The sequence below is a fragment of the Ruegeria sp. C5 genome, from assembly GCF_056537605.1.
In genome coordinates this window covers 40,594-62,399 of sequence record NZ_JBQFRX010000003.1, presented here as the reverse complement: position 1 = coordinate 62,399, position 21,806 = coordinate 40,594, and the positions used below count along the sequence as shown (strand labels likewise).

The following is a 21,806-nucleotide window of genomic DNA, read 5'->3' as shown; positions in this document are numbered from 1 at the left end:
CAATGGAGATCGGACGGAAACTAAGTGGTATTTCACGGCGAGATTTCTTCCGCGTGGCCGGGCGTTACGGCATGAGTTCGACACTGCTGGCGGCAGGCGGGTTCGGCGGCGCGATGAGTCTGGCGAATCTGGCGCAGGCCGCCGAATCCACCTATGAGAAGCGCTTTTCGAAAGAGCCGAAGCACACGCTGAAATTCGGCGCGTCGGGTTTCAACACCCGCAACCTGTTGATTGAGCGCGCCGGCGCAATCGAGTTCGCGCGCGACCTGGAAGAACGCACGGACGGCGAGATTCGCATCGAATTCATCGGCGACAACCAGATCTGCGGCCAGCTGAGCTGTGTCGAAAAGACCCAACAGGGGATCGTCGATATTTATGCCGCCTCAACTCAAAACTCGGCCGGAGGCGCACCTTATCTGAACGTGCTGGACTATGCCTATATGTTCCCCAGCCGCGCGGCGCAGTATCACTTCTTCTATAGCCCGGCGAGCCAGCGCATCCTGCGTGATCCGCTGGAAAAACGGCACGGGTTGAAGTTCCTGTTTACCCATTGTGAGCTACGCGGCCTGCAAATGGGTTCGACCTTTGCCGACAAGCCGACCGTCACCAAACTGGAAGAGTTGTTTGGTACCAAGAACCGCGTGACGGGTACGCAGTTGGGCCGGATTGCAATGCAATTGCTGAATCTGAACCCAGTCCCGGTGGCTTGGGAAGAGACACTGGATGCGCTTAAGACAGGTCTGATCGATGGGGCGGAAACCTGGGCCTCGGCCGTGGCTTACGCCAACATGGCGCCGGTGGTTTCGCAGTCGGTCAATCTGAAATTTTTCTGCGGCACTGAACATACGTCCATGTCGGCCGAGGTCTTTGACGGTCTGAGTGGAGAATTGCAGGACGCAGTTATGGAGTCTTCCTACTTCACTCAAGCGTTGATCCAGGGTGCGAATGAAGCCGCATTGCTGAATACGGTAGGCTTCTCGGAGCCGCAATTGCCGGACACTATCTTCGCCGAAAATGGCGTGCGCCCGGCATTCCTGGCTGACGATCAGATCAAGCTGGCCGAAGAGATGTGCGCTCCGAACTACAACCCAGAGCCTTGGGCCCAGTGGCGCGAACGTCTGAATAAATGGGCAGGCGGCATTGATACCTATCAGGAAATCTACGACATCGCGCGCGAGATTCCGGCCGACACCCTGCCGGAAAATGTCGAACCGCGCCGTTGGTGGAAAGGCGAAGCCTGATAGACTGTTACGAACCGGCCCTGAGCGGGCCGGTTCAACTTTATACCGACTGGGAGGACGGGGTTCATGTCGTTTTGGGCAGACATCGGCGCGATTTTCAGCGCCTTTCTCAGCCAGGATTCGTTCGAGATTCAATCCGCACTGGAATCCGACGCCGCCTGGGTGTTGGGCGCGATTGTCTCGGCGATTGGCGGAATCGTGATCATGTTGATCTATCGGGCGGTGCCCTTTGTTGAACGTCATCTGGAACGGTCGGTGATGGTGTATTCCTACCTTGCGATCGCATTAATCATCTTCTGGGGCGTGATCGACCGGTTTGTGTTCAACGATCAGGAACCCTGGTCGACCACCATCCCCCCGCTGCTGTTCATGGTCATGGCGTGGTTTGGGGCGTCGTATAACGTCCGCCTGCGCACACATTTGAGCTTCAGCGAATTCCGCACTGCAATGCCGAGGGCTGGGCAATTGGCTTGCCTGATACTCGACGCGATATTGTGGTTCATCTTTGCGGTGATCGTCATCGTGACCACAACACGGCTGGTGGCATTGTCGGCATCAAACTTTCAGATCGTTCTGGGCACAGACAATATCATGCAGTGGTGGTTCCTTTTGGCCGCACCGCTGTCGTTCTTTCTGATGGTCGGGCGCGTGTTCCAGAACCTTGCCGATGATCTGAACAACTGGAAAACAGGCGAGCCGCTGATCAAGCAGGCCGTGATCGGAGCAGACTGATGACAGACGGAACTATGGTCACACTGATCTCTCTTGCGGTCACCTTTCTGTTCATGCTGGGCGTGCCGGTTTTGCTGGTAATCGGCTATTGGGTCATCGGCTGTTCGTTTGTTCTTGGCCTGACGCTGGACAACATGGGTGCTGAACTTCTGAACGTGTTCAACAAGGGTTTCGCCTTGCTGGCGATGCCGCTGTTCATCCTGACCGGAGACCTGATCAATAAATCGGGCATCGCGCGGCGGCTCAGCGATTTTGCTTATGCCTGTCTGGGCTGGATACGCGGCGGGCTGGCGATGGCATCCCTTGGGGCTTGCGGATTGTTCGCAGCAATCTCAGGCTCAAACTCGGCCACAACCGCCACGATCGGTTCGATGCTGCACCCCGAGATGGTCAAAGGGGGTTATGACGAACGTTTCAGCGCAGCCACCGCTGCGGCTGGTGGAACTGTGGGGATCATCATTCCTCCCTCGATTATCTTCATCGTCTACGGCTTCCTGATGAACCTGCCGATTTCCGAGCTATTCGTGGCGGGTATCCTTCCGGGCGCGCTGATGGTCTTTGGCATGCAGTTCGCCTGCTGGATCATTTGCCGCATGAACGGCTGGGGTCATCTGATCCCACTGCAACTGAACCGGGTGTTGAAAACTGCATTCGGTGCCTGGCTTGGATTCTTCGCCATCGGGCTGGTGCTGTGGGGTATATACACAGGCAAATTCTCACCAACTGAGGCAGCCGGAGTGACGGTCGGCTTCTGCGTTATTGCAGGGTTGGTCAGCTATCCGATCAATCGGATCATGGGCGCGCGGAACGACATCTCACCCACCGAAAAAAGCTATGCCGAGATGTTTGTCGTCGAAGGCTTCACGATCCCCGAGATCCCCTCAATCGTGATCCGCTCGGCCCAGATCACAGGTATCCTCGCACCGCTGATCGCGATTTCTGTGGTGATGCAGCAGATCCTTTCATTGCTTGGCGCTCAGCAAACCATTGGGGATTTCGTAACCTCGATGGGTGGCTACTATGCGGTTCTGTTTACTTCGATGGTGATCGTTTTCTTCTCGGGCATGGTACTCGAAAGCCTGCCTGTCACGATCATCCTGGCCCCGATTCTGGCACCGATTGCGGCTTCGGTCGGGATTGATCCGATCCATTTCTCGGTAATCTTCCTCGTGGGGGCTTCGATTGGCTTCATCACACCCCCCTACGGTCTCAATCTCTACGTGGCATCAGGGGTGACTGGCGTTCCCTACTTCCGTCTGCTTCGGTACACTGTGCCCTATCTAGCAGCGCTGATATCAGTGTGGATTTTGATCTCGCTTGTACCCGATCTGGCCTTGATCCTGCTGCCAAATAACTAGACTGTTGCGGGATGGCCGAAACGGAAACACAAGACAAAGAAACCCAGATCCCAACTAACTTGCGCCTTCTCCTCATCCTTGAGGAGGTGGCGAGACGCGGGGTTGCCGTCAAACCATCGGACCTGATCGAGTCACTCGGTCTGGCGAAACCAACAATCCACCGTTTGTTGCAAACAGCAGAGGCCGAAGGTTTCCTGCAGCGCGATCTGGATGGCCGCTCATACGGTCCCGGGCACCGACTAAGGTTGCTTTCAGTCAACACCATGTCGTCCGAGCATCTGCGCACAGCGCGTTTGGCGATCTTACGCAGTGTCGCCGAACAAGTTGGTGAGACCTGCAATCTCGCCATCCCTGACCGAGAGGGCATGATTTATCTTGACCGGGTCGAGACGAAGTGGCCTTTGCGCATTCAATTACCGGTCGGGACACAGGTTCCCTTTCATTGCACCGCCAGCGGCAAGATGTACTTGTCCACGCTCCGGCAGAAAACGCTGGATGGATTTCTTTCAGCAGGAAATCTACAGCCACAGACTGAAAGTTCCCTGACCGATCCGCAGTCATTGCGCACGGAAATCCAACATATCGCTCAGAACGGTTATTCCACTGATGATGAAGAGTTCATGAGTGGAATGGCAGCCCTAGCAGTACCCGTTCAAGATGGGCAAGGCCGATTGGTGGGCACACTTTCGGTTCATGCACCGACACAACGTCACAACGTCAACAGCCTGATGTCGTTTCTGGGTATCCTGAAAAAGGGAGCAAATGAACTTTCGGCCCTGTTAACCACGTGACCAGAACCTGAAAGACAGCCGCGACATAATAATTTTTGCCCGATTGCCACGGCAGGCATCGTCCGGTTCGGGGCATTCTGCATCGCAACGGATGAGCCGCGCACAAAGGCCTTCCTCACAGCTTTCTTAGTCTGCTAGCCATAAACTCTGAATCTAAGAAATACTCACACCAGTAGTTCAAGTTGGATTGGCCGTGCATGCCGAATCCGGGTCGTACATCGTTGGTAGATTCGAGCGAGTAGATTTCCAGACATAGCCCTCAAGGTCGGGATCACTCAGTAGTGCGGGCAGGACCGAGTGATTGACGTAGTCTTATTTCTGTCGGCAACTCAACACTTTGACCGCTGTGCGCATCACGGAGTATCTGGATCAGCATCCCAGCAGCGCGACGCCCCATCTCGCGATGTGGGACATGGACCGTCGTAAGAGCTGGTTCGGCGAGCATTGCAATTTCGATATCGTCAAAACCGGTAATTGAGAGATCCTTAGGCACCTCAAACCCCATTTCCCGAGCCGCGCGTAAGGCTCCGACCGCCAAAACATCATTGACGCACATCACGGCAGTCGTTTCTGGTGCGGCTGTCATGACCTCGCGCAAAGCAACTTCACCAGTTTCAACGCCGTAAGCGGTCTCGACAAGAAGCATAGTATTCGGGTCTTGACCGGCCTCTTGTTTGGCATCCCGAATGCCTTGAACGCGTTCCCTTGCCCGATCATTCGAAGCGGTTGGAGCAGAGATACACGCGATATGCCGATGCCCATATCCAATGACCTGCCGGGCAAGGGCAAACATCGCAGCCCGATTGTCAAAGCCGATGGCCGGCGGGGATTGGTCAGGATCAAATGACCAGGCGATCAGAGTTGGTACACGCTGCTTTTCCAGAAACGCATAGATCTCCGGTTCGCGATCGTACCCAATCAGCAGCAACCCATCTGCACCCCGCGCTACCAACGCACGCACCTGTTGTTCTTCCAGCTCTGAATCATAGGCGGACGAAGCAACCAGAAGCGTTTTACCATGCCGCACCAGTTCTTCCTGAAACGCCTGTAGTCCGCGTGCAAAAACAGCGTTCTCCATAGTCGGTATCACGGCAGCAATCGTATTTGTCTGCCTTGCTGCAAGGGCTTGGGCTCCGAAATTTGGCGCGTACCCAAGTTCTCGTACAGCTGCCAGAACTCGTTCCCTTGTGCTTTGCCCTACCCGCTCTGGCGAGTTCAGGCACCGCGAGACGGTTGCGGTGGACACGTTCGCATGTCGGGCAACATCTGCAAGGGTTGGGACTGTGTTTTCGTGACCGCTTTGAGGCATGGTTTTTCTTGTCATTCTGGATGGGCAACTAGCTCAAGACGAATTCTATCAAAAGCACGATTTGTCGGGAACCTACAGCACATATGCAATGTAAGCGCTTGCATAACAAAATGTAAGCGCTTACATTGCAGGCGACTCAGTGCGAGACATTGGATGGGTTGGGGAGGACGCATGCCATACTTGATAGCAGCGATATTACTGCTCGCGTTTGTTGCGAATGTGGTGATCGGAGCGGTCACGAAGGCGCCTCTGGTCAATAATGTCTGGGAAATGCTGATTTTGTTTGCGGCGGCCATCGCCTTTTCGGTCGGCATACTTCGCAGCGAAGCACAAGAAATTTCGGAGGAAAAACCAAAGGAATAAATCCGAAAAAGTCCAAACGGGAGGAGAACACATGGACAAGACTAAACAGGAGCTAGCTTCGGCCGAGCGTCGAAATTTTTTGAAACTCGCGGGCACCGGCTCGTTCACGGCAGCTATGGTCGCCGGTGCGGCTGGGACATTGTGGTCCAGCGAAGCGGCAGCACAGACCGCCGCCGAGGAACGCGATCGCGAAAACGCGGCTGAATTCAAGATGACGCTGGCGACGGCTTATGTACTGGGCGCGTCTCGCAGCTATCCGATCATGCAGCTGGACCTGAAAGAAAACATCCAGAACATGACGAATGGCAAGGTCTATGTGAAACTGGCGCCCGGTGGTCAGCTTGGCGCTGGTGGTGCACTGGCGCAGGCGGTTCAGGGGGGGACCATTCAAGCCGCGCAACACTCGCTGTCGAATTTCGCGCCCTTTGCGAGCGTGGTTGATCTGATCAACCTTCCATATTTCTGTGGGTCCAACCAGCGGTTCACGAACCTGACTTCCTCCGAAGCTTGGAAGGCGGAAGTAGACCCCAAGATCGCGGCATCCGGCTTTAAAGCGCTGATGTATATCGTGATCGATCCGCGCGTCGTCGCTGTTCGCCAGGGAGGCAACGCAATTATTACCCCCGGCGATATGTCCGGTGTCAAATTCCGCGTACCCGGATCAAAAATGCTGCAGCAGTATTATGGCATGGTGGGTGCGAACCCGACGCCTGTTGCGTGGGGTGAGACTCCGTCAGCGATCCGGCAAGGCGTCGCAGATGCGCTTGATCCCTCGGTGGGTGCGCTGCATGTCTTTGGCTTTGGTGAGATCCTCAGCCATGTGACCTTCACTCAGGCGGTGCCGGACAGTCAGGTCTATTCGATCAACCTTGAATGGTTCGACAGCCTGCCGATGGACGTCAAGGAAGGTATCGAATTTGCGGGCGAAGTCACCCAGCAGCAGAACCTGTCCAAAGTGCCTTCGGCACGGGCCTACGCCATGTCTCAATTGATCGCGAACGGCGTCGAGTTCCACTCGCTCAGCGAAGATCAGTTGGGCGAATGGAAAGAGGCCGGTGGCTATCAGCGCAGCGAATGGGACAGCTTCAAGACCGAGCTGGCCGGATCGATGGATGCGTTCGCCAAGCTGGAAGAAGCCGCAGACACGCGTGCGAAATACTACGTGCACGACGCCTGATCGCGTCTTCGGGCCGGCGCGTCCAGCGTCGGCTCATCCGATGTTTGCCCAGTAAAAACCCACTAGAACACGTCGCCGCCGCGTGACGGTAGTGAGGATGCTATGTCTCAGCTCTTTCGAGCGATTGATAAAAATGCCGAACGTTGGCTGCTTTTAGTCTTCTACGTCATGCTCGTCGGCACGATGTTTATCGAAGTGGTCCGGCGCGAGGTCTTTGCCTACTCGTCCATCTGGGGCGAAGAAATCGTCCGGTATGCGTTCATCTATCTCGCATGGATCGGTGCCGCCGCTGCGGTCAAGGAACGCGGGCATATCCGCATTGATGTTCTGATGCACTACGTCCCGCGCACGGTCAAAACGCTGCTCTACATCTTCGGCGACATCGTGATGTTCATCGTGGCACTCGTCGCGATCTATTGGTCGTGGGAGACAGTCCACGTGTCCTGGAAATTCGGGTCTGTCACACACGGCCTGCGGATCAGCCAGGTCTTTTTCCTGATGGCGGTGCCGTTTGGCTTCGCGCTGGTCATCTTTCGGCTGGTGCAGTCCTTCCTCCGCGATATTGCCGACCTTCGAACGGGCCGTCCCGTCTACGAAGGCGACAAGCTGTTTGATTAAGGGAGGGCCTGAGCCATGATGTGGCAACAACTCGGCGGTCAAACTCTTGAACTTGGGTGGGATTTCTACGCCTCCGTCATTCTCTTCGTCGCTCTTGTCGCGCTCGCCGTTCCGGTTTGGGCCGCAATAGGCGCAGCATCGATCACAATGCTGATCATGTCCGGCGCATTGCCGCTGAGCCTTGTCGGCGAAAAGCTGTTCTCGGGCATCGATGCCTTCGCGCTGACAGCTGTGCCGCTGTTTATCCTGACCGGAGACGTGCTTGTCCGAACCGGGCTCAGTCGAAAGTTTCTGGACGTCGCCGAAGCCCTGACCTGCTGGGCCAAGGGTGGCTTCGGTTCGGCCACCGTTTTGGTCTGTGGCATGTTCGCAGCGATTTCCGGGTCGGACGCAGCAGGTGCGGCAGCGGTAGGGCGCATGACTATCGACCGGCTGGTCGAGAGCGGTTATCCCCGCCCCTACGCCTGTGCTTTGGTCGCAGCAGGAGCCTGTACCGGAATCCTCATCCCGCCCTCTATCGCTTATATCATCATCGGCCTTGTGCTGGGCATAGCGGTCTCGACCTTGTTCCTTGCTGCGCTGATCCCCGGCCTTTTGATCCTGACGGCCATCCTGATCACCAACGTCGTGATGAACCGGCTGAACCTTTGGGAAGGTGGCGGCATGATGACCGCAGCTGAATGGCGCGCGAACCTGTGGAAGACGGTCAAGTCCGGCTGGTACGCTTTCCTTGTCCCCGGCATCATTTTCTACGGCATCTTCTCGGGGAAACTGACCCCGACGGAGGCAGGCGCTGTGGCGGTCGTCGTGACCATATTCATCGGGTTTATCCTGGGCACACTGAAATTGTCCGACTTCCCGGCCATGCTGGTCAGTTCGGCCAAGGTCAACGGTGTGATCCTTCCGATCATCGCCTTCTCGATCCCTCTGGCCGAAGCTCTGGCGATCATTGGAGTGCCGCAAGGATTTGTCGGAGCTTTGACCTCAGTCAGCAGTAACGAATTCGTACTGATCGCCATGATGGTCCTTATCCTGATCATTGCGGGCTGCGTTATGGAAACGACGCCCAACATCGTGATCCTGGCACCGATCCTCTACCCGCTGGCGCAAGAGATCGAGATGAACCAGATTCAGTTCTGCATCATGATGATCACCGCGCTGGGGGTCGGGTTTATTACTCCACCCTTGGGGCTGAACTTGTTCGTGGTGTCGGGGATTACGGGCGAGTCGATCCTCAAGATCGCCTACCGCGCCATCCCGTTTGTTTTCTTCATGCTGATCGTGACGTTGATGATCGCCTATATCCCGGCGTTCTCTACCTCACTGTTGCCTGATGTCTATCGATAAGCCGCCGAAAGACGCGGTAAGAAAAGGACTCGATACATGACCCGTGAATACCTGAAGAAAGCCACGCTGACCGCGCGCAGCGGAGCGTCAGACGTCAGTGAAATTGTGCAGGGAATCCTGACTGATATTGAAGCAGGCGGCGATGCCAAGGCGTTGGAATACGCCGCCAAATTCGACAACTACGAAGGCAACGTCATTCTCAGCGATGCCGAAATACAGGCCGCGATGGATGCCGTGCCAGAAAAGCTGAAGCGCGACATCGAGTTCAGCCACAGCAACGTCAAACGCTTTGCCGAGGCACAGAAAGCGTCCATGACCGACATCGCAGTCGAGGTTGTGCCCGGCCTGACCGCTGGCCAGAAGATGATCCCGGTGGATGCAGCCGGTTGCTACGTCCCAGGCGGGCGCTACAGCCATATCGCCAGCGCGATCATGACCGTGACGACGGCGAAGGTGGCGGGATGTAAACATATCGTCGCGTGCTCACCGCCGCGCCCCGATGTCGGCATTGCGCCTGCGATCGTCTACGCCGCGCATATCTGTGGCGCCGACAAGATCATGGCCATGGGCGGCGTGCAGGGGGTTGCGGCGATGACCTTCGGGTTGTTCGGGCTTCCCAAGGCTAACATCCTTGTGGGCCCCGGCAATCAGTTTGTGGCCGAAGCAAAGCGTATCCTGTTCGGGCGTGTCGGCATCGACATGATCGCGGGCCCGACGGACAGTCTGGTCCTTGCGGATGTCACTGCTGATCCGATGGTTGTTGCAACTGACCTCGTTGGGCAGGCAGAGCACGGATACAACTCACCGGTTTGGCTGGTGACAGACAATCGCGACCTCGCCGAAGAGGTTATGCGCTTGGTGCCAGTGCTGATCGAGGACCTGCCCGAAGTGAACCGCGAAAACGCTACGGCTGCGTGGCGCGATTATGCCGAGGTCATCCTGTGCGCGGATCGCGAAGAAATGGCGGCGACATCGGATCAATACGCTCCAGAACACCTGACAGTCATGGCCGATGATCTTGATTGGTGGCTGGATCGGCTGACGTGCTATGGGTCGCTTTTCTTGGGCGAAGAGACCACGGTTGCCTTTGGCGACAAAGCCTCAGGCACCAATCACGTGCTGCCCACGAGCAGGGCGGCCACTTACACCGGTGGCCTCAGCGTCCATAAATACATGAAGATCGTGACCTGGCAGCGCTCGACCGCTGATGCGATGAAGCCGATTGCGCAGGCGACGGCCCGTATCTCACGCCTTGAAGGTATGGAGGGGCACGCGCGTACCGCGGATATTCGACTGGCCAAGTTCTTCCCCGATGAAAACTTTGACCTGACAGCCGAAGACTGACCCAACCCGTGACCTATCATCCTGATCTCACTGGACATACCGCTCTTGTGACCGGGGCCAGCTCCGGCCTTGGTCGCAGAGCGGCAGAGGTACTGTCGCATGCTGGCGCTAAGGTCGTGGGCGTGGCGCGACGTGCAGAAGCGTTGGCCGAGCTGGATCAGGTTCATGCGCTGCCATGGGATCTTTCGGATCGCGATCGGTTGGCAGAGCTGGCCGTTGCCGCGTCGCAGCCGTTTGGGGCACCGGATATTCTGGTGCATGCCGCCGGGATCAACACGCGCGAGCCTGCGGATTTGGTGTCACCAGAAGGATGGGACATAACAATCGGGTTGAACCTTGCCATTCCCTTCTTTCTGTCGCAGCACCTAGTGCCCGATATGAAGGCCAAAGGCTGGGGACGGATCGTAAATTTCGCATCGCTCCAGTCCAGCCGAGCTTTTCCAGGTGGGCTTAGCTATGGGGCGTCTAAGGGCGGCGTGGCACAGCTGACCCGAGCAATGGCCGAGGCCTGGTCATCAAGCGGAATATGCGTAAACGCGATTGGCCCTGGGTTCTTTCGAACCGAGCTGACGGCTGCAGTGTTCAATGATCCTGAACGCGCGAACCGTAATGCTGCGCAGACCTGTATCGGTCGCAACGGTGAACCCAAAGACCTAGACGGCCCGTTGCTGTTCTTTTGCTCTGATGCCTGTGCCTACGTGACCGGGCAAGTTTTGATGGTCGATGGAGGGTTTACAGCGAAATGAAAGCTTTGGTTTACACCGATGTCGAAACACTGGAATACCGCAATTTCGCGAACCCGGAACCAGGCCCCGATGAGGTTCTCGTCCGCATCGATAGCGTCGGTATTTGCGGGTCCGACATGCACGCCTATCTGGGCCATGATGACCGCCGCCCGGCACCGCTGATCCTTGGCCATGAGGGGGCCGGTGTGACGGCTGATGGCCTTCGCGTAACCATCAATCCGCTGGTCAACGACCCCAACAGCGCGGCCAGCCGGTCCGGACGTGAGAACCTTTGCCCCTCGCGGCAGATCATCTCAATGCCCCCGCGCGAAGGCGCTTTTGCGGAATACGTCGCTATCCCAGAGCGCAATTTGATTGAAGTGCCCTCGCATATCACGCTGGAGCAGGCCGCACTCGCCGAACCGATTGCGGTCAGCTGGCATGCGGTGCGGCTGGGGCTTGCGGCCCTGCACCCGGCAGACGAACGGCGTGCCCATGTGATTGGCGGCGGGGCAATCGGGCTAGCGGCAGCTCTTGCGCTCACTGCGAAGGGGGTCGAGCAGGTGACCTTATCCGAACCCAACGCAGCCCGTGCGACCTATCTTCGCGACACCTGTGGAATCGCCGTTGTGGACACACCGGAACAGGACATTCCATTGGTGATCGACGCAGTGGGGTTTGCGTCTACCCGCGCGGTTGCCTCGGCGCTCGTCAGCCCGGGCGGGGTGATTTTGCACATCGGCCTAGGCAGTTCCGAAGGTGGATTGGATATCCGACGCATCACGCTGCAGGAAATCACGCTGATCGGCACCTACACCTATACCGCACAGGACTTCCGCGACACATGCAATGCCATGTTCAACGGCTGCCTCGGGACGCTTGACTGGGTTGAAACCCGCGACCTGTCCGACGGGGCCGCGGCCTTTACAGACATTCGCGCTGGCAAGACGCTTGCGCCGAAAACCATCCTTAAACCATAGCAAAAACCGGAGACCTTCATGTCAAATCCAGCCCCAAATGAAATACCGCACCTTTTGGTGCATGAAGAGGAAGACAATGTCGGTGTCGTGGTCGTCGAAGGCCTGACTGCAGGCACCGACATGCTGTGCTGTATTACACATGACAACTCGACCTTTCGCCTGACCGCAGGCGCGGATGTTCCGATTGGCCACAAGATCGCGCTCACGGACCTCAAGAACGGCGATACGGCGATCAAGTATGGTGAGGATATCGGCAAGATCATCGCTGACATCCCACGCGGCGGGCATGTCCACACGCAAAACTGCAAGACCAAGCGCTGGTAAGGGGTTAATACCATGAGCAAATATTCAAACATGACTGTCATGGGCTACCGGCGCGAAAACGGCCGGGTTGGTGTGCGCAACCACGTGCTGATCCTGCCCGTCGATGACATTTCCAACGCCGCCTGCGAGGCGGTCGCCAACAACGTCAAGGGCACGCTGGCAATCCCACATGCTTATGGCCGCCTTCAGTTCGGCGAGGACCTCGAGCTGCATTTCCGCACCATGATTGGCACAGGGGCCAACCCGAATGTCCACTCGGTGGTGGTGATCGGCATCGAGCCGGGTTGGACCAAACGCATTGCCGACGGCATCCGCGAGACCGGCAAGGACGTGGCAGAGTTCTCAATCGAACAGAACGGTGACTTCGAGACCATCCGGCGCGCTTCATGGGCCGCCAAGGATTTTGTCCACAAGGCCACCGAGGTCCAGCGCGAGGAATGCTCGATCAACGAGCTTTGGATTTCGACCAAATGCGGTGAAAGCGACACGACAACGGGTCTGGGGTCCTGCCCAACCGTTGGCAACATGTACGATAAGTTACTACCCGAAGGGATCACCGGATTCTTCGGTGAAACCTCGGAAATCACCGGGGCGGAACACATCTGTCAGAAGCGGGCCATCAATGAAGAGGTGGGCGAACGCTGGTACAAGATGTGGAAAGCCTATCAGGACGATGTAATCTTTGCCCATCAGACCGATGACCTCAGCGACAGTCAGCCAACCAAGGGCAACATCGAAGGTGGCCTGACCACCATTGAGGAAAAGGCGCTTGGCAACCTCGAAAAGATCGGCCGGACTTCGCAATATATCGACATTCTGGAACCTGCCGAGCAACCTAACTCGGGCAAAGGCCTTTACTTCATGGACAGTTCATCAGCTGCGGCGGAATGTGTGACGCTGATGGCGGCGGGCGGTGCTGTGATCCATACCTTCCCGACAGGTCAGGGCAACGTGGTGGGCAACCCGATCGTTCCGGTCATCAAGATCACCGCGAACCCGCGTACAGTGCGCACCATGGGCGAGCATGTGGATGTTGATGTTTCAGGCATCTTGCGGCGCGAACAAACCATCGATCAGGCTGGTGATGCTCTGATCGATATGATCCGCAGGACAGCAAACGGCCGTAACACCGCGGCAGAGGCGCTGGGACATCGGGAATTCTCGATGACAAAACTGTATCGCAGCGCATAGTAACCTCAAGGCGGCCATCGCATATGCGGTGGCCGTCTTTCTCTTGAACCGAGGTCCAGAATGGGCGCGGCTCGAGGTGTTTGGCCACTAAGGCAGGGCGGGGTCCTGGGCAACAGATCAGAACCTTTTAATTCTGAAAGTACTTATCAAGTTATGATGCACCAAGCCCTGCTCGTTGACATCGCCGAAACTCACTGGGAGTGCTTTACATGTATAAATCCATATTGATCCCCGTTGCCATTGATCATGAAGAGTTGGTTGCTGAGAAAATCACCACTGCCCGCAAGCTTTTGGCAGCTGACGGAAAGATCACACTACTTACAGTTCTGGAACAGATCCCGGGTTTTACGGCGGAATTCGTGACAGTGAAATCCGAGAACCATCTGACCAACAAAATCATGGGAACCCTAAAGTCGATCGCCGGAGAAGCGACCGATATAAACTGCAAGGTAGAAACGGGAAAGCCAGGGCTGCGCATTACCGAGTTCGCACGGGAAATCGGCGCTGATTTGATTGTTGTCGGAGCGCATCACCCATCGGCAATGGACTATTTTCTCGGATCAACGGCAGCACGTGTTTCTCGTCGGGCATCGTGTTCCGTCTTGATTCAGCGACCGCAATCTTGAAAATTCTCTAAGCGTCGACCCGAACGCTACAGCTGCGCTGCGAGAAGCAGGTGGCCACGGCACCACTCCATGGGTTCGCACCCCTGTTGGATGTTTTCAACCGTGTACGATCGACGCCAGCGAGAATTGCCCAGGTACACTATGGGAGCCGACGATTGCCTTCGAGATATGCGGACATTTACCCCTCGGAACCTTTACTAAACAGCGATGCGATCGAGCGGCCTTCGGCTGCAGGGTTGATGTCCGTTCGGTATTTCCGGGCTGAGCCGGATCAGATGCCCGAGGATGTTTTCAAAGAGCATCACGTGCTTCTCAATCTCCAGACCATTCCGCACAGAGTTCAGAACTGGAGGGATGGTGAGTTGCGGGATTTCATGTTTCACAAGGATGAAATCATCGTCACTCCGGCTGGTATGCGATCGGGTTGGCGGTGGTACGCGACGTCTGATGTCATCGTTATCACACTGGACCCGGCTAAGGTTGAACGCTTTGCTCAGTCCGAGCTGGGCATGCTGCTTGACCCGCAGCAATTTCGGGATTTGCCGCAGTTCTCGGACCCTGATCTGTGCACGGCTGGCGTTATACTGCGTGACGCATTGGAATCGACCGACATGTCTTCGGTCGTGATGTTCGAAGCCATGAGCCGCGTATTCCTAGTGAAACTGCTCCAGAAATATGGAAAACGCCGGATCGAAGATGTTCAGCTGTCATCCCGCTTCACATCCCGGCATTACCAGCGCGTTTTGGCCTTTGTACAGAACCGGCTGGATCAGACCATAACCGTTGAGCAGCTCGCGACCGAGGCGGGAATGAGCCCTTCGCACTTCGCACGCATGTTCAAAGAGACGTTGGGCACGACCCCGATGCAATATGTCATGGCCTACCGAATTGAACAGGCGATGAAGATGATGCAGGACCAGCAGCGTCCTCTGGGTGATATCGCTTTGGAATGTGGCTTTTCCGATCAGGCTCATTTCACGCGCAGCTTTAAACAGGTGGTGGGACAAACCCCCAAGGCTTATCGCGCGGCCAACATGGCTTGATGCAGGATCATTCAAAAACACAGCAGTCCGGTGCAATCAAGTGAACCTCCGGCAACGTATCTCTTTCGTCATCGGGCTTGCGCCCATCCAGACAGACTTTGGGAGATATCGCGATGAAAACCCTCGCTCTGAATACCGCTGCGGCTTTAATGGCCTCGACAGCTGCCGTCGCACAGGTCGAAACCCGCATTGTCACCTTTGAGAATGAAGGTGCCACCCTATCCGGCACACTGTACCTACCCGAAGAACGCGGCGATGCACCATTGCCAACGGTCGTGGTCACAGGGGCCTGGACCTCAGTACAAGAACAGATGCCGGCGAACTATGCCCGGGAAATGGCCGAACGCGGATTTGCCGCCTTCACCTTCGATTTCCGGGGCTGGGGCAAATCCGGCGATCTGCCGAACCAAGCGCGCTTTGTCGAAAGCCCCGAAGCCAAGACCTCGGACATCAAGGCAGCGATCGAATTCATAGCGACCCTGCCAGAAGTGGACTCCGAGCACATCAATGGGCTGGGTATCTGCGCCTCAGCGGGTTATATGGTCGATGCCGTCTCGGGCAACCCGCTGGTTCAGCGACTTGGTTTGGTTGCTCCCTGGCTGCAGAACGCCGAAATTGTTGAGGCCGTCTACGGCGGCGCAGAAGGTGTTGCCGGCTTGCTTCAAGTCTCTCGGGCTGCCGAAGCCGCCGGGGGCCAGATCATTCCTGCCGCGGGTCCAGAAGGTGCCGAAGGCGTGCTGATGCCGATCGGTGGCTACTACTATGAGGCGGACCGTGGGGCGATCCCGGAATATGATGACAAATGGAACAATGCAGGCTGGGAAGGCTGGCTGACCTACCATCCCGCCGACAACCCACAGCGTCTGGATAAACCGCTGACCATTGTTCACTCTGAAAGCGCAGCGATCCCGCAGGGCGTGCAGACCTTCCTTGCCGGATTTGCCGGTGACGCGACTGCGCAGTGGCTCGAGGATGTCACGCAGTTCGATTTCTACGACAACCCCGAGGACGTGACCCGGGCGGCCGACGCCGTTGCCGACCACTTCCGCGCCGGATTGGATAATTGATCCTGCTGATCAGGCGTTGGGCCTCGCTATCCGACGCCTCATTCCCTTGGAGACCCTAATGACCCGAAAACTTCAACTAGCACTCGCGGTCGCGACCGTTATGGGAGGCAACGCAATGGCCGATACCCCCGAAGACAATATGAAAGTGGTTCAGAATTTTTTTGCGGCTTACGGCTCGAACGACCTTGATGGAATCGCCGCTGTCATGGACGAGGACGTACAATGGCACATTCCCGGCCGCCATCCGCTGAGCGGCACCAAAAACGGTCGGGATGAAGTTTTGGCCTTCTTCGCCCAGTTGGGCGCAGCTGGGTTTCAGGCTGACCCGATCTACTTTGGCGCGGATGAAACCCATGTTGTAGATATTCACCGAGGCTGGTCCAACGCCGAAGGTAAGCCGAATGTCGATACCATCTGGGCTCTGGTTTACCGGATCGAGAACGGCAAGATCGTCGAGGCCACCAATCTCAGTGCCGATCAGGATGCGGCGAATACGTTTTTTTGGTCGCAATACACCTTAGCGCCCGTGCCTGAACGCTTGGCTAATGAATGAAGCAGGCGCAGCAACGTACGTTGGTTTGTCCAACTCTGACAAAGGACCCGGATATGAAACGATCCCTCATCGCCATGCTCACCGCCATAACAATGATTGGAGGCCCTGCATTGGCCGATCAAACCGACATCACCCGCACCCTAACGGATATCGCTGCAGGCGCAGACCGGCATGATTGGACCCGTGTAAGGGATGCCTTCGCCGATCACGTCACCATTGACTACACCAGCCTTTGGGGTGGAGACCCGGCAACCCAACCCGCTGACGAACTTGTTGCGGGCTGGGCCGCCTTCCTGCCCGGGTTCGACAGCACGCATCACATGGTGACCAACCACGCAATCACCTCAGTTTCAGAAACCGCCGCGACGGCGCAGGCTGATTTCACCGCTACCCACCGGCTTGACGATGGCCTATGGGTATTGGGCGGCCGTTATGACTATGTGCTGGAAAAAACAGGTGACCGCTGGGTTGTAACAGCGATGACAATGACCGCTCTTTGGGAAACCGGCGACCGTGGTCTCGTCGCCCTCGCCGGTGAACGCGGGGCCGGGGCCAACTGACATCAGTTAACGCCGCATCGTTGCGCGCCGGTTGCCTTGCCAGAGCGATGTTGGCAATCTCACTATTAGGTTTTGCTTTCGGTTAACTGACGAAAATTCAAAGGAAACCTCATGACCGAACAACGTATCGCACTTGTGACCGGAGCCAATCGAGGCATCGGCAAAGAAGTCGCCCTACAACTGGCCCGCGATCATGGATTATTTGTTTTGGTAGCATCGCGCGACCCGCAAAAGGGACAAGCCACGGCCGAAGAGATTGGGCATGGAGCTAAGGCCTTGCAACTGGACGTGTCCGATCAGAGCTCGGTCAACGCTGCCTTTGATAAGATCAACTCCGAATACGGATATCTCGACATACTGGTAAACAATGCAGGCGTTGACTACGACACGGATCAGCACGCGCTCAGCGCCGACCTGGTGCGCGTGCGCCGTGCTTTCGAGACCAACTTCTTCGGAGCCTGGGCAACAACCATTTCGGCCGTTCCTTTACTTCAAAATGGTCATGATGCCCGGATTGTAAACGTGTCTTCCGGCTCAGGAGCGCTGACAGGCATGTCATCCAGCACTCCTGGATATGGCATCTCGAAAACAGCGCTCAATGCGCTGACCATCAAGACTGCAGCTGATTTGAAACCCGAAGGCATCCTTGTCAACGCAGTGTGCCCCGGCTGGGTCGCCACTGACATGGGCGGGGGTGGTCGCCCGGTTCCCGAAGGGGCTAAGGGCGTCGTGTGGGCTGCAACACTGCCCGTGAACGGTCCAACAGGTGGTTTCTTTCGGGATGGGGTGCAAATTGATTGGTAGGATTTATCCCAGTGCCATGAAATCGATCAGTTTCCTGACACGCTCGGGCAACAGACGACGGCTGGGATAAACCGCGTACATGTCTCGTGTCAGCGGGACAGTATTCTCAACTTCCAGTCGTCGCAGATCGCCCTCCACCATATCCTTCGGCAACATCGCTATCCCAAGATTACGACGAGCTGCCTGTGCTATGACATCAAGGTCGCCAATATTATGGGCTATGTGGGCTGGATTCACCGTCTCTCCCGTTTCCAGTACCCAAGGTTGACCCGCCATCAGCGCAGGAAGAGTCTGGAACTTCGGTCGCGTTAAAGGACCCGAAAGCCCGTGCTCTCGAATGAAGCCCTGCCCTGCGCAAAAACAATATGGAACTGACCATAACCGCTTGGCAACAAGACCGGAGTCCGCAAGCGGACCGACCCGAAAGGCGAGGTCGATATTGTCCGCGAAAAAATCCAGCATGATGTTAGTCGTCGTCAGTTCAAGCTGGACCTGAGGATTTTGTTCCGCGAAATCCACCAGCTTTGGCCCTATCGTTGTACGAGCTGCCAAGGGTGGGGCCGTAATGCGGATCGTGTGGTGCCGCGTGTCATCGGTAAAACCCGCAACACGCTGAAGCGCTTCAATCGGATCCTGGCAACGATCCAGAAGACGGCGCCCCTCTTCGGTCAGGCGCACCTGCCTTGTCGTGCGCTCGAATAGCTTAGCGCCCAGATGATCCTCTAACTTGGCAATCCTGCGGCTAATCCTGCTAAGCGGAATACCAAGACGATCTGCAGCTTTGGAAAAGCTGAGGTGGTGGGCGACAACAGTAAACAGGCCAAGGTCGTTGTAGATCATAATTCTATTTATGAGATAATACTTTCTAGATTCAACTATTATCACGAAATGGCGCCGCCGCTATCTTCTGCGAAACAATAGGAGATGCATGATGCCGTATGCGATAGAAATCACCCAAACTGGCGGGCCCGAAGTTCTGCGAAGTGTTGGCCAAGCTGTCGCACAGCCCGGTGCCAGAGAAATCCTGATCCGTAATCATGCCGGGGCGGTGAATTTTATCGATACGATTATTCGCCGTGGCGAAATGCCAGAGGGCATGATGCCAGACCTGCCCCATGTACCCGGCGTTGAAGGTGCCGGAATCGTCGAAGCGACGGGCAAAGATGCCGTTGGTTTCGCAGTGGGTGATCGCGTCGCATGGATGGGGCCGATTGGTGCGGGCGGCTATGGTACGCATTCTGTAATAAGTGCACCTTATGTAACCAAAATTGCCGATACCATCGCCTTTGAAACCGCAGCAGCAATCCCTGTCAACGCAATGACGGCCTATCACATGCTGGTCAATCTGGGCGGTGCGGCGGGCGGAAGATCCGTACTGGTGCATGCGGCTGCAGGCGGAGTGGGCACGATGGCCCTCCACATCGCCAAGCATCTGGGCATGACTGTGATCGCTTCGGTCAGCACTGAAAAGGTCGGATACGCCCAGGCGCAAGGAGCAGATTTTGTCATCGACTATCGTACTCAGGACGTGGCCACGCTGGTGTCAGAGATCACAAGTGGGCGCGGTGTTGATCTGACGTTGAATCCGGTTTCCGGTGACTCCTTGAAATCAGACCTTGATGCGCTGGCTCCCCTTGGAACGGCTGTGCTCTTCGGATTCCTTGCCGGGCCGCCAGCTGGCGGTTTTGCCGAGGATCTGGCGAAACACTTCCAGAAATCTGTCTCAGTTCGGGTCAGCGATATTTACACGTATTTTTCCAACCGACCAACTGCATTCGGCGCGGACATGACCAAGGTATTCAAGCTGTTGGAAACTGGCATTCTGCGTCCTCAGATCACCACATACCCAATCGCCAAGGCTACGGAAGCGCATCGCCGCCTAGAGGCGGGCGAAACCACCGGCAAGTTGGTGCTCAGCATCGATTGACTCATTTAACAGACACGACATGCAAGGAACCAAAGCAATGAACTCGGTTTTCGAAACGGCCCTCATCGGCAAACACGTTGTTGTCATTGGCGGCAGCAGCGGCATGGGTAAGGCCACCGCAAAGCTGGCGGTGGCGCTCGGTGCGAAAGTTACCATCGCCAGCCGGAGTCTCGCCAAGCTGGAGGCAGCAGCGGCAGACATCGGAGGCGGAGTTCAGATCGCACCGGTCGATACCACCAACGAAACTGGCATGAAGTCCTGGGCCAGCGGCCTTGAAAAAGTAGATCATCTGGTCATCTCTGCCTCAAGCGCAGCGCGTGGGGCCTTCGCCGAATTGCCAACCACTGACCTGCGCGCGATGTTCGAGGCTAAATTTATCGGGCCCTATGTGGCGGCGCGTGAAGTCTTGCCTGTCTTGACTGAAGGCGGCTCCATCACCTTCTTTTCTGGCGTCCTCAGCCGCCGACCCTCTGCCGGTGCAACGGGTCTTGGGGCCGTGAACGCGGCGGTCGAAGCCCTGTCCAAGGGGTTGGCACTAGAGTTATCAGGCCGTGCGCGCGTGAACTGCATCAGCCCTGGAATGGTTGCGACCGAGGCTTACGGGGCAATGTCCAATGAGGCTCGCGAGGCCATGTTCGCTCAGGTTGGTAACAGCCTGCCCGTCGGACGTATTGGTGAGGCCGAGGACATCGCCCAAGCCGTGATAATGGCAATGACAAATGGCTATCTCACGGGCGCTGTGCTGGATGTGGATGGTGGTCACCTAGTGCGTGGCTGAAAGGCCAATGCGGATTGGCCTGATCCAATCAGGGCTCTTCCGCGTGATATAGGCCTAGCTGATGGCGACGCTTGTGAAAGGTCGCCACTCTTTCGACGATCTCGTCGCTGGCCACTGCAATGACGAAGGACAAAAGCGTTTCGAGCAATGCTATAGTACTTACTGATGACGGGAAGAATTGCGGCGTATCCGCCGAGATGACGAACCCGTGTTGTGCATTACGCAGAACAGGGCTGGCTGGGCTATCAGAAAGACCGACGACCGTCATGCCCTGCTCTCGGGCAACTTGCACCGCCTCGACCACTTCATTCCGATAAGGTTTGCAGGTCATCGCAATTAGTACATCGCGTTTGTCCGCCCATGCCAGATCGTCAATCGGATTTGATCCGGCGCGCGGGATAGCATGAAACTGCACCATGCCCGTCGAGGCCAGATAAACAAAGTTTCGCGCATTCGAATTGTTCACGCCAACGCCCAGTACGAACACGTTACGCGAATTCCAGATATCTTCAGCGGCGGCTTTCAGCTGTTCGGACGAGATATTGGCAAACGTCTCCTCGACGTTGCGCAGAGCGTCCTGAACCATATCCGCATAAAGCCCGCCCATATTGCCGGACTTACGAATATCCTGCAGCCAACGCGCGCGCTCCGGGAAATCGGCCTGCCCGCGCCGGATCGCCTCGCGGAAGGGAACCCGGAAATCTTCGTAGCCTTCGAACCCCACCTGCCGCGCCATTCGGACAATGGTATTGGGTTTCACATTGGCGGCTTCAGCAATTTCGCGTACAGTCGATACGCCCACGTCGCGCGGGTTCTCAAGCACATAGGTCGCAGCCTTGCGTGCCTCGGGTGTCAACTGAGACAGTTCTTCCGCCAGCCGTTCCAAAACTAAATTTGATACATCTGTCCCATTCATGATTGACGATGGTATTTTTGTTTGCATACGGT

The 21,806-nt window shown here is 56.6% G+C and carries 24 protein-coding genes; 21 read left to right on the top strand and 3 right to left on the bottom strand.

What is annotated here, in order from left to right; genetic code table 11:
- Nucleotides 1–2: 2 nt before the first annotated feature.
- From ACR0AW_RS11910 to ACR0AW_RS11895, 4 genes are all read left to right on the top strand, one after another.
- Entirely contained in the window at nt 3–1,241 is a 1,239-nt protein-coding gene (locus ACR0AW_RS11910; RefSeq protein WP_170402109.1) for a TRAP transporter substrate-binding protein, read from the top strand.
- 66 nt (nt 1,242–1,307) lie between these two features.
- Entirely contained in the window at nt 1,308–1,973 is a 666-nt protein-coding gene (locus ACR0AW_RS11905; RefSeq protein ID WP_170392533.1) for a TRAP transporter small permease, read from the top strand.
- Nucleotides 1,973–3,331 carry a TRAP transporter large permease gene (locus tag ACR0AW_RS11900; protein WP_170594355.1) on the top strand — a complete coding sequence of 453 codons (1,359 nt, stop codon included), beginning with the start codon at nt 1,973–1,975 and terminating at the stop codon, nt 3,329–3,331. The genes ACR0AW_RS11905 and ACR0AW_RS11900 overlap by 1 nt, the downstream gene beginning before the upstream one ends.
- A gap of 11 nt (nt 3,332–3,342) precedes the next feature.
- Nucleotides 3,343–4,122, top strand: a complete 780-nt coding sequence (locus ACR0AW_RS11895) for an IclR family transcriptional regulator (protein ID WP_170733070.1) — start codon at nt 3,343–3,345, stop codon at nt 4,120–4,122.
- 271 nt (nt 4,123–4,393) lie between these two features.
- Here the strand turns inward: ACR0AW_RS11895 and ACR0AW_RS11890 are convergent, their stop codons facing one another.
- Nucleotides 4,394–5,431: a LacI family DNA-binding transcriptional regulator gene (locus ACR0AW_RS11890; protein ID WP_170733105.1), complete on the bottom strand. Its 1,038-nt coding sequence runs from the start codon at nt 5,429–5,431 to the stop codon at nt 4,394–4,396.
- Between the two features lie 171 nt (nt 5,432–5,602).
- Between ACR0AW_RS11890 and ACR0AW_RS11885 the strand changes: the two genes are divergently transcribed.
- The 15 genes from ACR0AW_RS11885 (at nt 5,603) to ACR0AW_RS11815 (ending at nt 18,153) form a co-directional block, all read left to right on the top strand.
- Nucleotides 5,603–5,794 (top strand): hypothetical protein, encoded by a 192-nt coding sequence (locus tag ACR0AW_RS11885; RefSeq protein ID WP_170686435.1) that lies wholly within the window; start codon nt 5,603–5,605, stop codon nt 5,792–5,794.
- Between the two features lie 31 nt (nt 5,795–5,825).
- Nucleotides 5,826–6,971, top strand: a complete 1,146-nt coding sequence (locus tag ACR0AW_RS11880) for a TRAP transporter substrate-binding protein (RefSeq protein WP_170392537.1) — start codon at nt 5,826–5,828, stop codon at nt 6,969–6,971.
- Nucleotides 6,972–7,073: 102 nt separating this feature from the next.
- Nucleotides 7,074–7,589: a TRAP transporter small permease gene (locus ACR0AW_RS11875; protein WP_170392538.1), complete on the top strand. Its 516-nt coding sequence runs from the start codon at nt 7,074–7,076 to the stop codon at nt 7,587–7,589.
- Between the two features lie 15 nt (nt 7,590–7,604).
- Nucleotides 7,605–8,936, top strand: coding sequence for a TRAP transporter large permease (locus ACR0AW_RS11870; RefSeq protein ID WP_170392539.1), 1,332 nt, complete (start codon nt 7,605–7,607; stop codon nt 8,934–8,936).
- A 36-nt stretch (nt 8,937–8,972) separates the two neighbouring features.
- Nucleotides 8,973–10,280 carry a histidinol dehydrogenase gene (gene hisD, locus ACR0AW_RS11865; protein WP_170636777.1) on the top strand — a complete coding sequence of 436 codons (1,308 nt, stop codon included), beginning with the start codon at nt 8,973–8,975 and terminating at the stop codon, nt 10,278–10,280.
- Nucleotides 10,281–10,288: 8 nt separating this feature from the next.
- Nucleotides 10,289–11,026 (top strand): SDR family oxidoreductase, encoded by a 738-nt coding sequence (locus tag ACR0AW_RS11860; RefSeq protein WP_170733071.1) that lies wholly within the window; start codon nt 10,289–10,291, stop codon nt 11,024–11,026.
- Nucleotides 11,023–11,985: an alcohol dehydrogenase catalytic domain-containing protein gene (locus tag ACR0AW_RS11855; RefSeq protein WP_170733072.1), complete on the top strand. Its 963-nt coding sequence runs from the start codon at nt 11,023–11,025 to the stop codon at nt 11,983–11,985. The genes ACR0AW_RS11860 and ACR0AW_RS11855 overlap by 4 nt, the downstream gene beginning before the upstream one ends.
- 18 nt (nt 11,986–12,003) lie before the next feature.
- A complete protein-coding gene (locus ACR0AW_RS11850) occupies nt 12,004–12,309 on the top strand; it encodes a UxaA family hydrolase (RefSeq protein WP_170392543.1) in 306 nt (101 codons plus the stop codon).
- Nucleotides 12,310–12,321: 12 nt separating this feature from the next.
- Complete coding sequence (locus ACR0AW_RS11845; RefSeq protein WP_170392544.1) at nt 12,322–13,500, top strand: UxaA family hydrolase; 1,179 nt, start codon at nt 12,322–12,324, stop codon at nt 13,498–13,500.
- Nucleotides 13,501–13,709: 209 nt separating this feature from the next.
- Nucleotides 13,710–14,126, top strand: coding sequence for a universal stress protein (locus tag ACR0AW_RS11840; protein WP_170733073.1), 417 nt, complete (start codon nt 13,710–13,712; stop codon nt 14,124–14,126).
- A 155-nt stretch (nt 14,127–14,281) separates the two neighbouring features.
- Nucleotides 14,282–15,169: a helix-turn-helix domain-containing protein gene (locus tag ACR0AW_RS11835; protein WP_170402136.1), complete on the top strand. Its 888-nt coding sequence runs from the start codon at nt 14,282–14,284 to the stop codon at nt 15,167–15,169.
- A gap of 113 nt (nt 15,170–15,282) precedes the next feature.
- Complete coding sequence (locus ACR0AW_RS11830; protein WP_170733074.1) at nt 15,283–16,236, top strand: alpha/beta hydrolase; 954 nt, start codon at nt 15,283–15,285, stop codon at nt 16,234–16,236.
- A 58-nt stretch (nt 16,237–16,294) separates the two neighbouring features.
- Nucleotides 16,295–16,789: a nuclear transport factor 2 family protein gene (locus tag ACR0AW_RS11825; RefSeq protein ID WP_480439098.1), complete on the top strand. Its 495-nt coding sequence runs from the start codon at nt 16,295–16,297 to the stop codon at nt 16,787–16,789.
- Nucleotides 16,790–16,842: 53 nt separating this feature from the next.
- On the top strand, nt 16,843–17,349 hold the full coding sequence (locus tag ACR0AW_RS11820; RefSeq protein WP_170392548.1) for a nuclear transport factor 2 family protein: 507 nt from the start codon (nt 16,843–16,845) through the stop codon (nt 17,347–17,349).
- 111 nt (nt 17,350–17,460) lie between these two features.
- Nucleotides 17,461–18,153 (top strand): SDR family NAD(P)-dependent oxidoreductase, encoded by a 693-nt coding sequence (locus tag ACR0AW_RS11815; protein ID WP_170392549.1) that lies wholly within the window; start codon nt 17,461–17,463, stop codon nt 18,151–18,153.
- A gap of 3 nt (nt 18,154–18,156) precedes the next feature.
- Here the strand turns inward: ACR0AW_RS11815 and ACR0AW_RS11810 are convergent, their stop codons facing one another.
- The gene (locus ACR0AW_RS11810; RefSeq protein ID WP_170733075.1) at nt 18,157–18,993 is read right to left on the bottom strand and encodes a LysR family transcriptional regulator; all 837 of its coding nucleotides are present in this window, start codon (nt 18,991–18,993) and stop codon (nt 18,157–18,159) included.
- 91 nt (nt 18,994–19,084) lie between these two features.
- Between ACR0AW_RS11810 and ACR0AW_RS11805 the strand changes: the two genes are divergently transcribed.
- Together ACR0AW_RS11805 and ACR0AW_RS11800 are read left to right on the top strand one after the other, a co-directional pair.
- A complete protein-coding gene (locus ACR0AW_RS11805) occupies nt 19,085–20,080 on the top strand; it encodes a zinc-binding dehydrogenase (protein ID WP_170733076.1) in 996 nt (331 codons plus the stop codon).
- Nucleotides 20,081–20,117: 37 nt separating this feature from the next.
- Complete coding sequence (locus tag ACR0AW_RS11800) at nt 20,118–20,858, top strand: SDR family oxidoreductase (RefSeq protein ID WP_170776232.1); 741 nt, start codon at nt 20,118–20,120, stop codon at nt 20,856–20,858.
- A gap of 28 nt (nt 20,859–20,886) precedes the next feature.
- Here ACR0AW_RS11800 and ACR0AW_RS11795 read toward each other — a convergent pair whose 3' ends face one another.
- Nucleotides 20,887–21,774: a MurR/RpiR family transcriptional regulator gene (locus ACR0AW_RS11795; RefSeq protein ID WP_170392553.1), complete on the bottom strand. Its 888-nt coding sequence runs from the start codon at nt 21,772–21,774 to the stop codon at nt 20,887–20,889.
- Between the last annotated feature and the right edge of the window lie 32 nt (nt 21,775–21,806).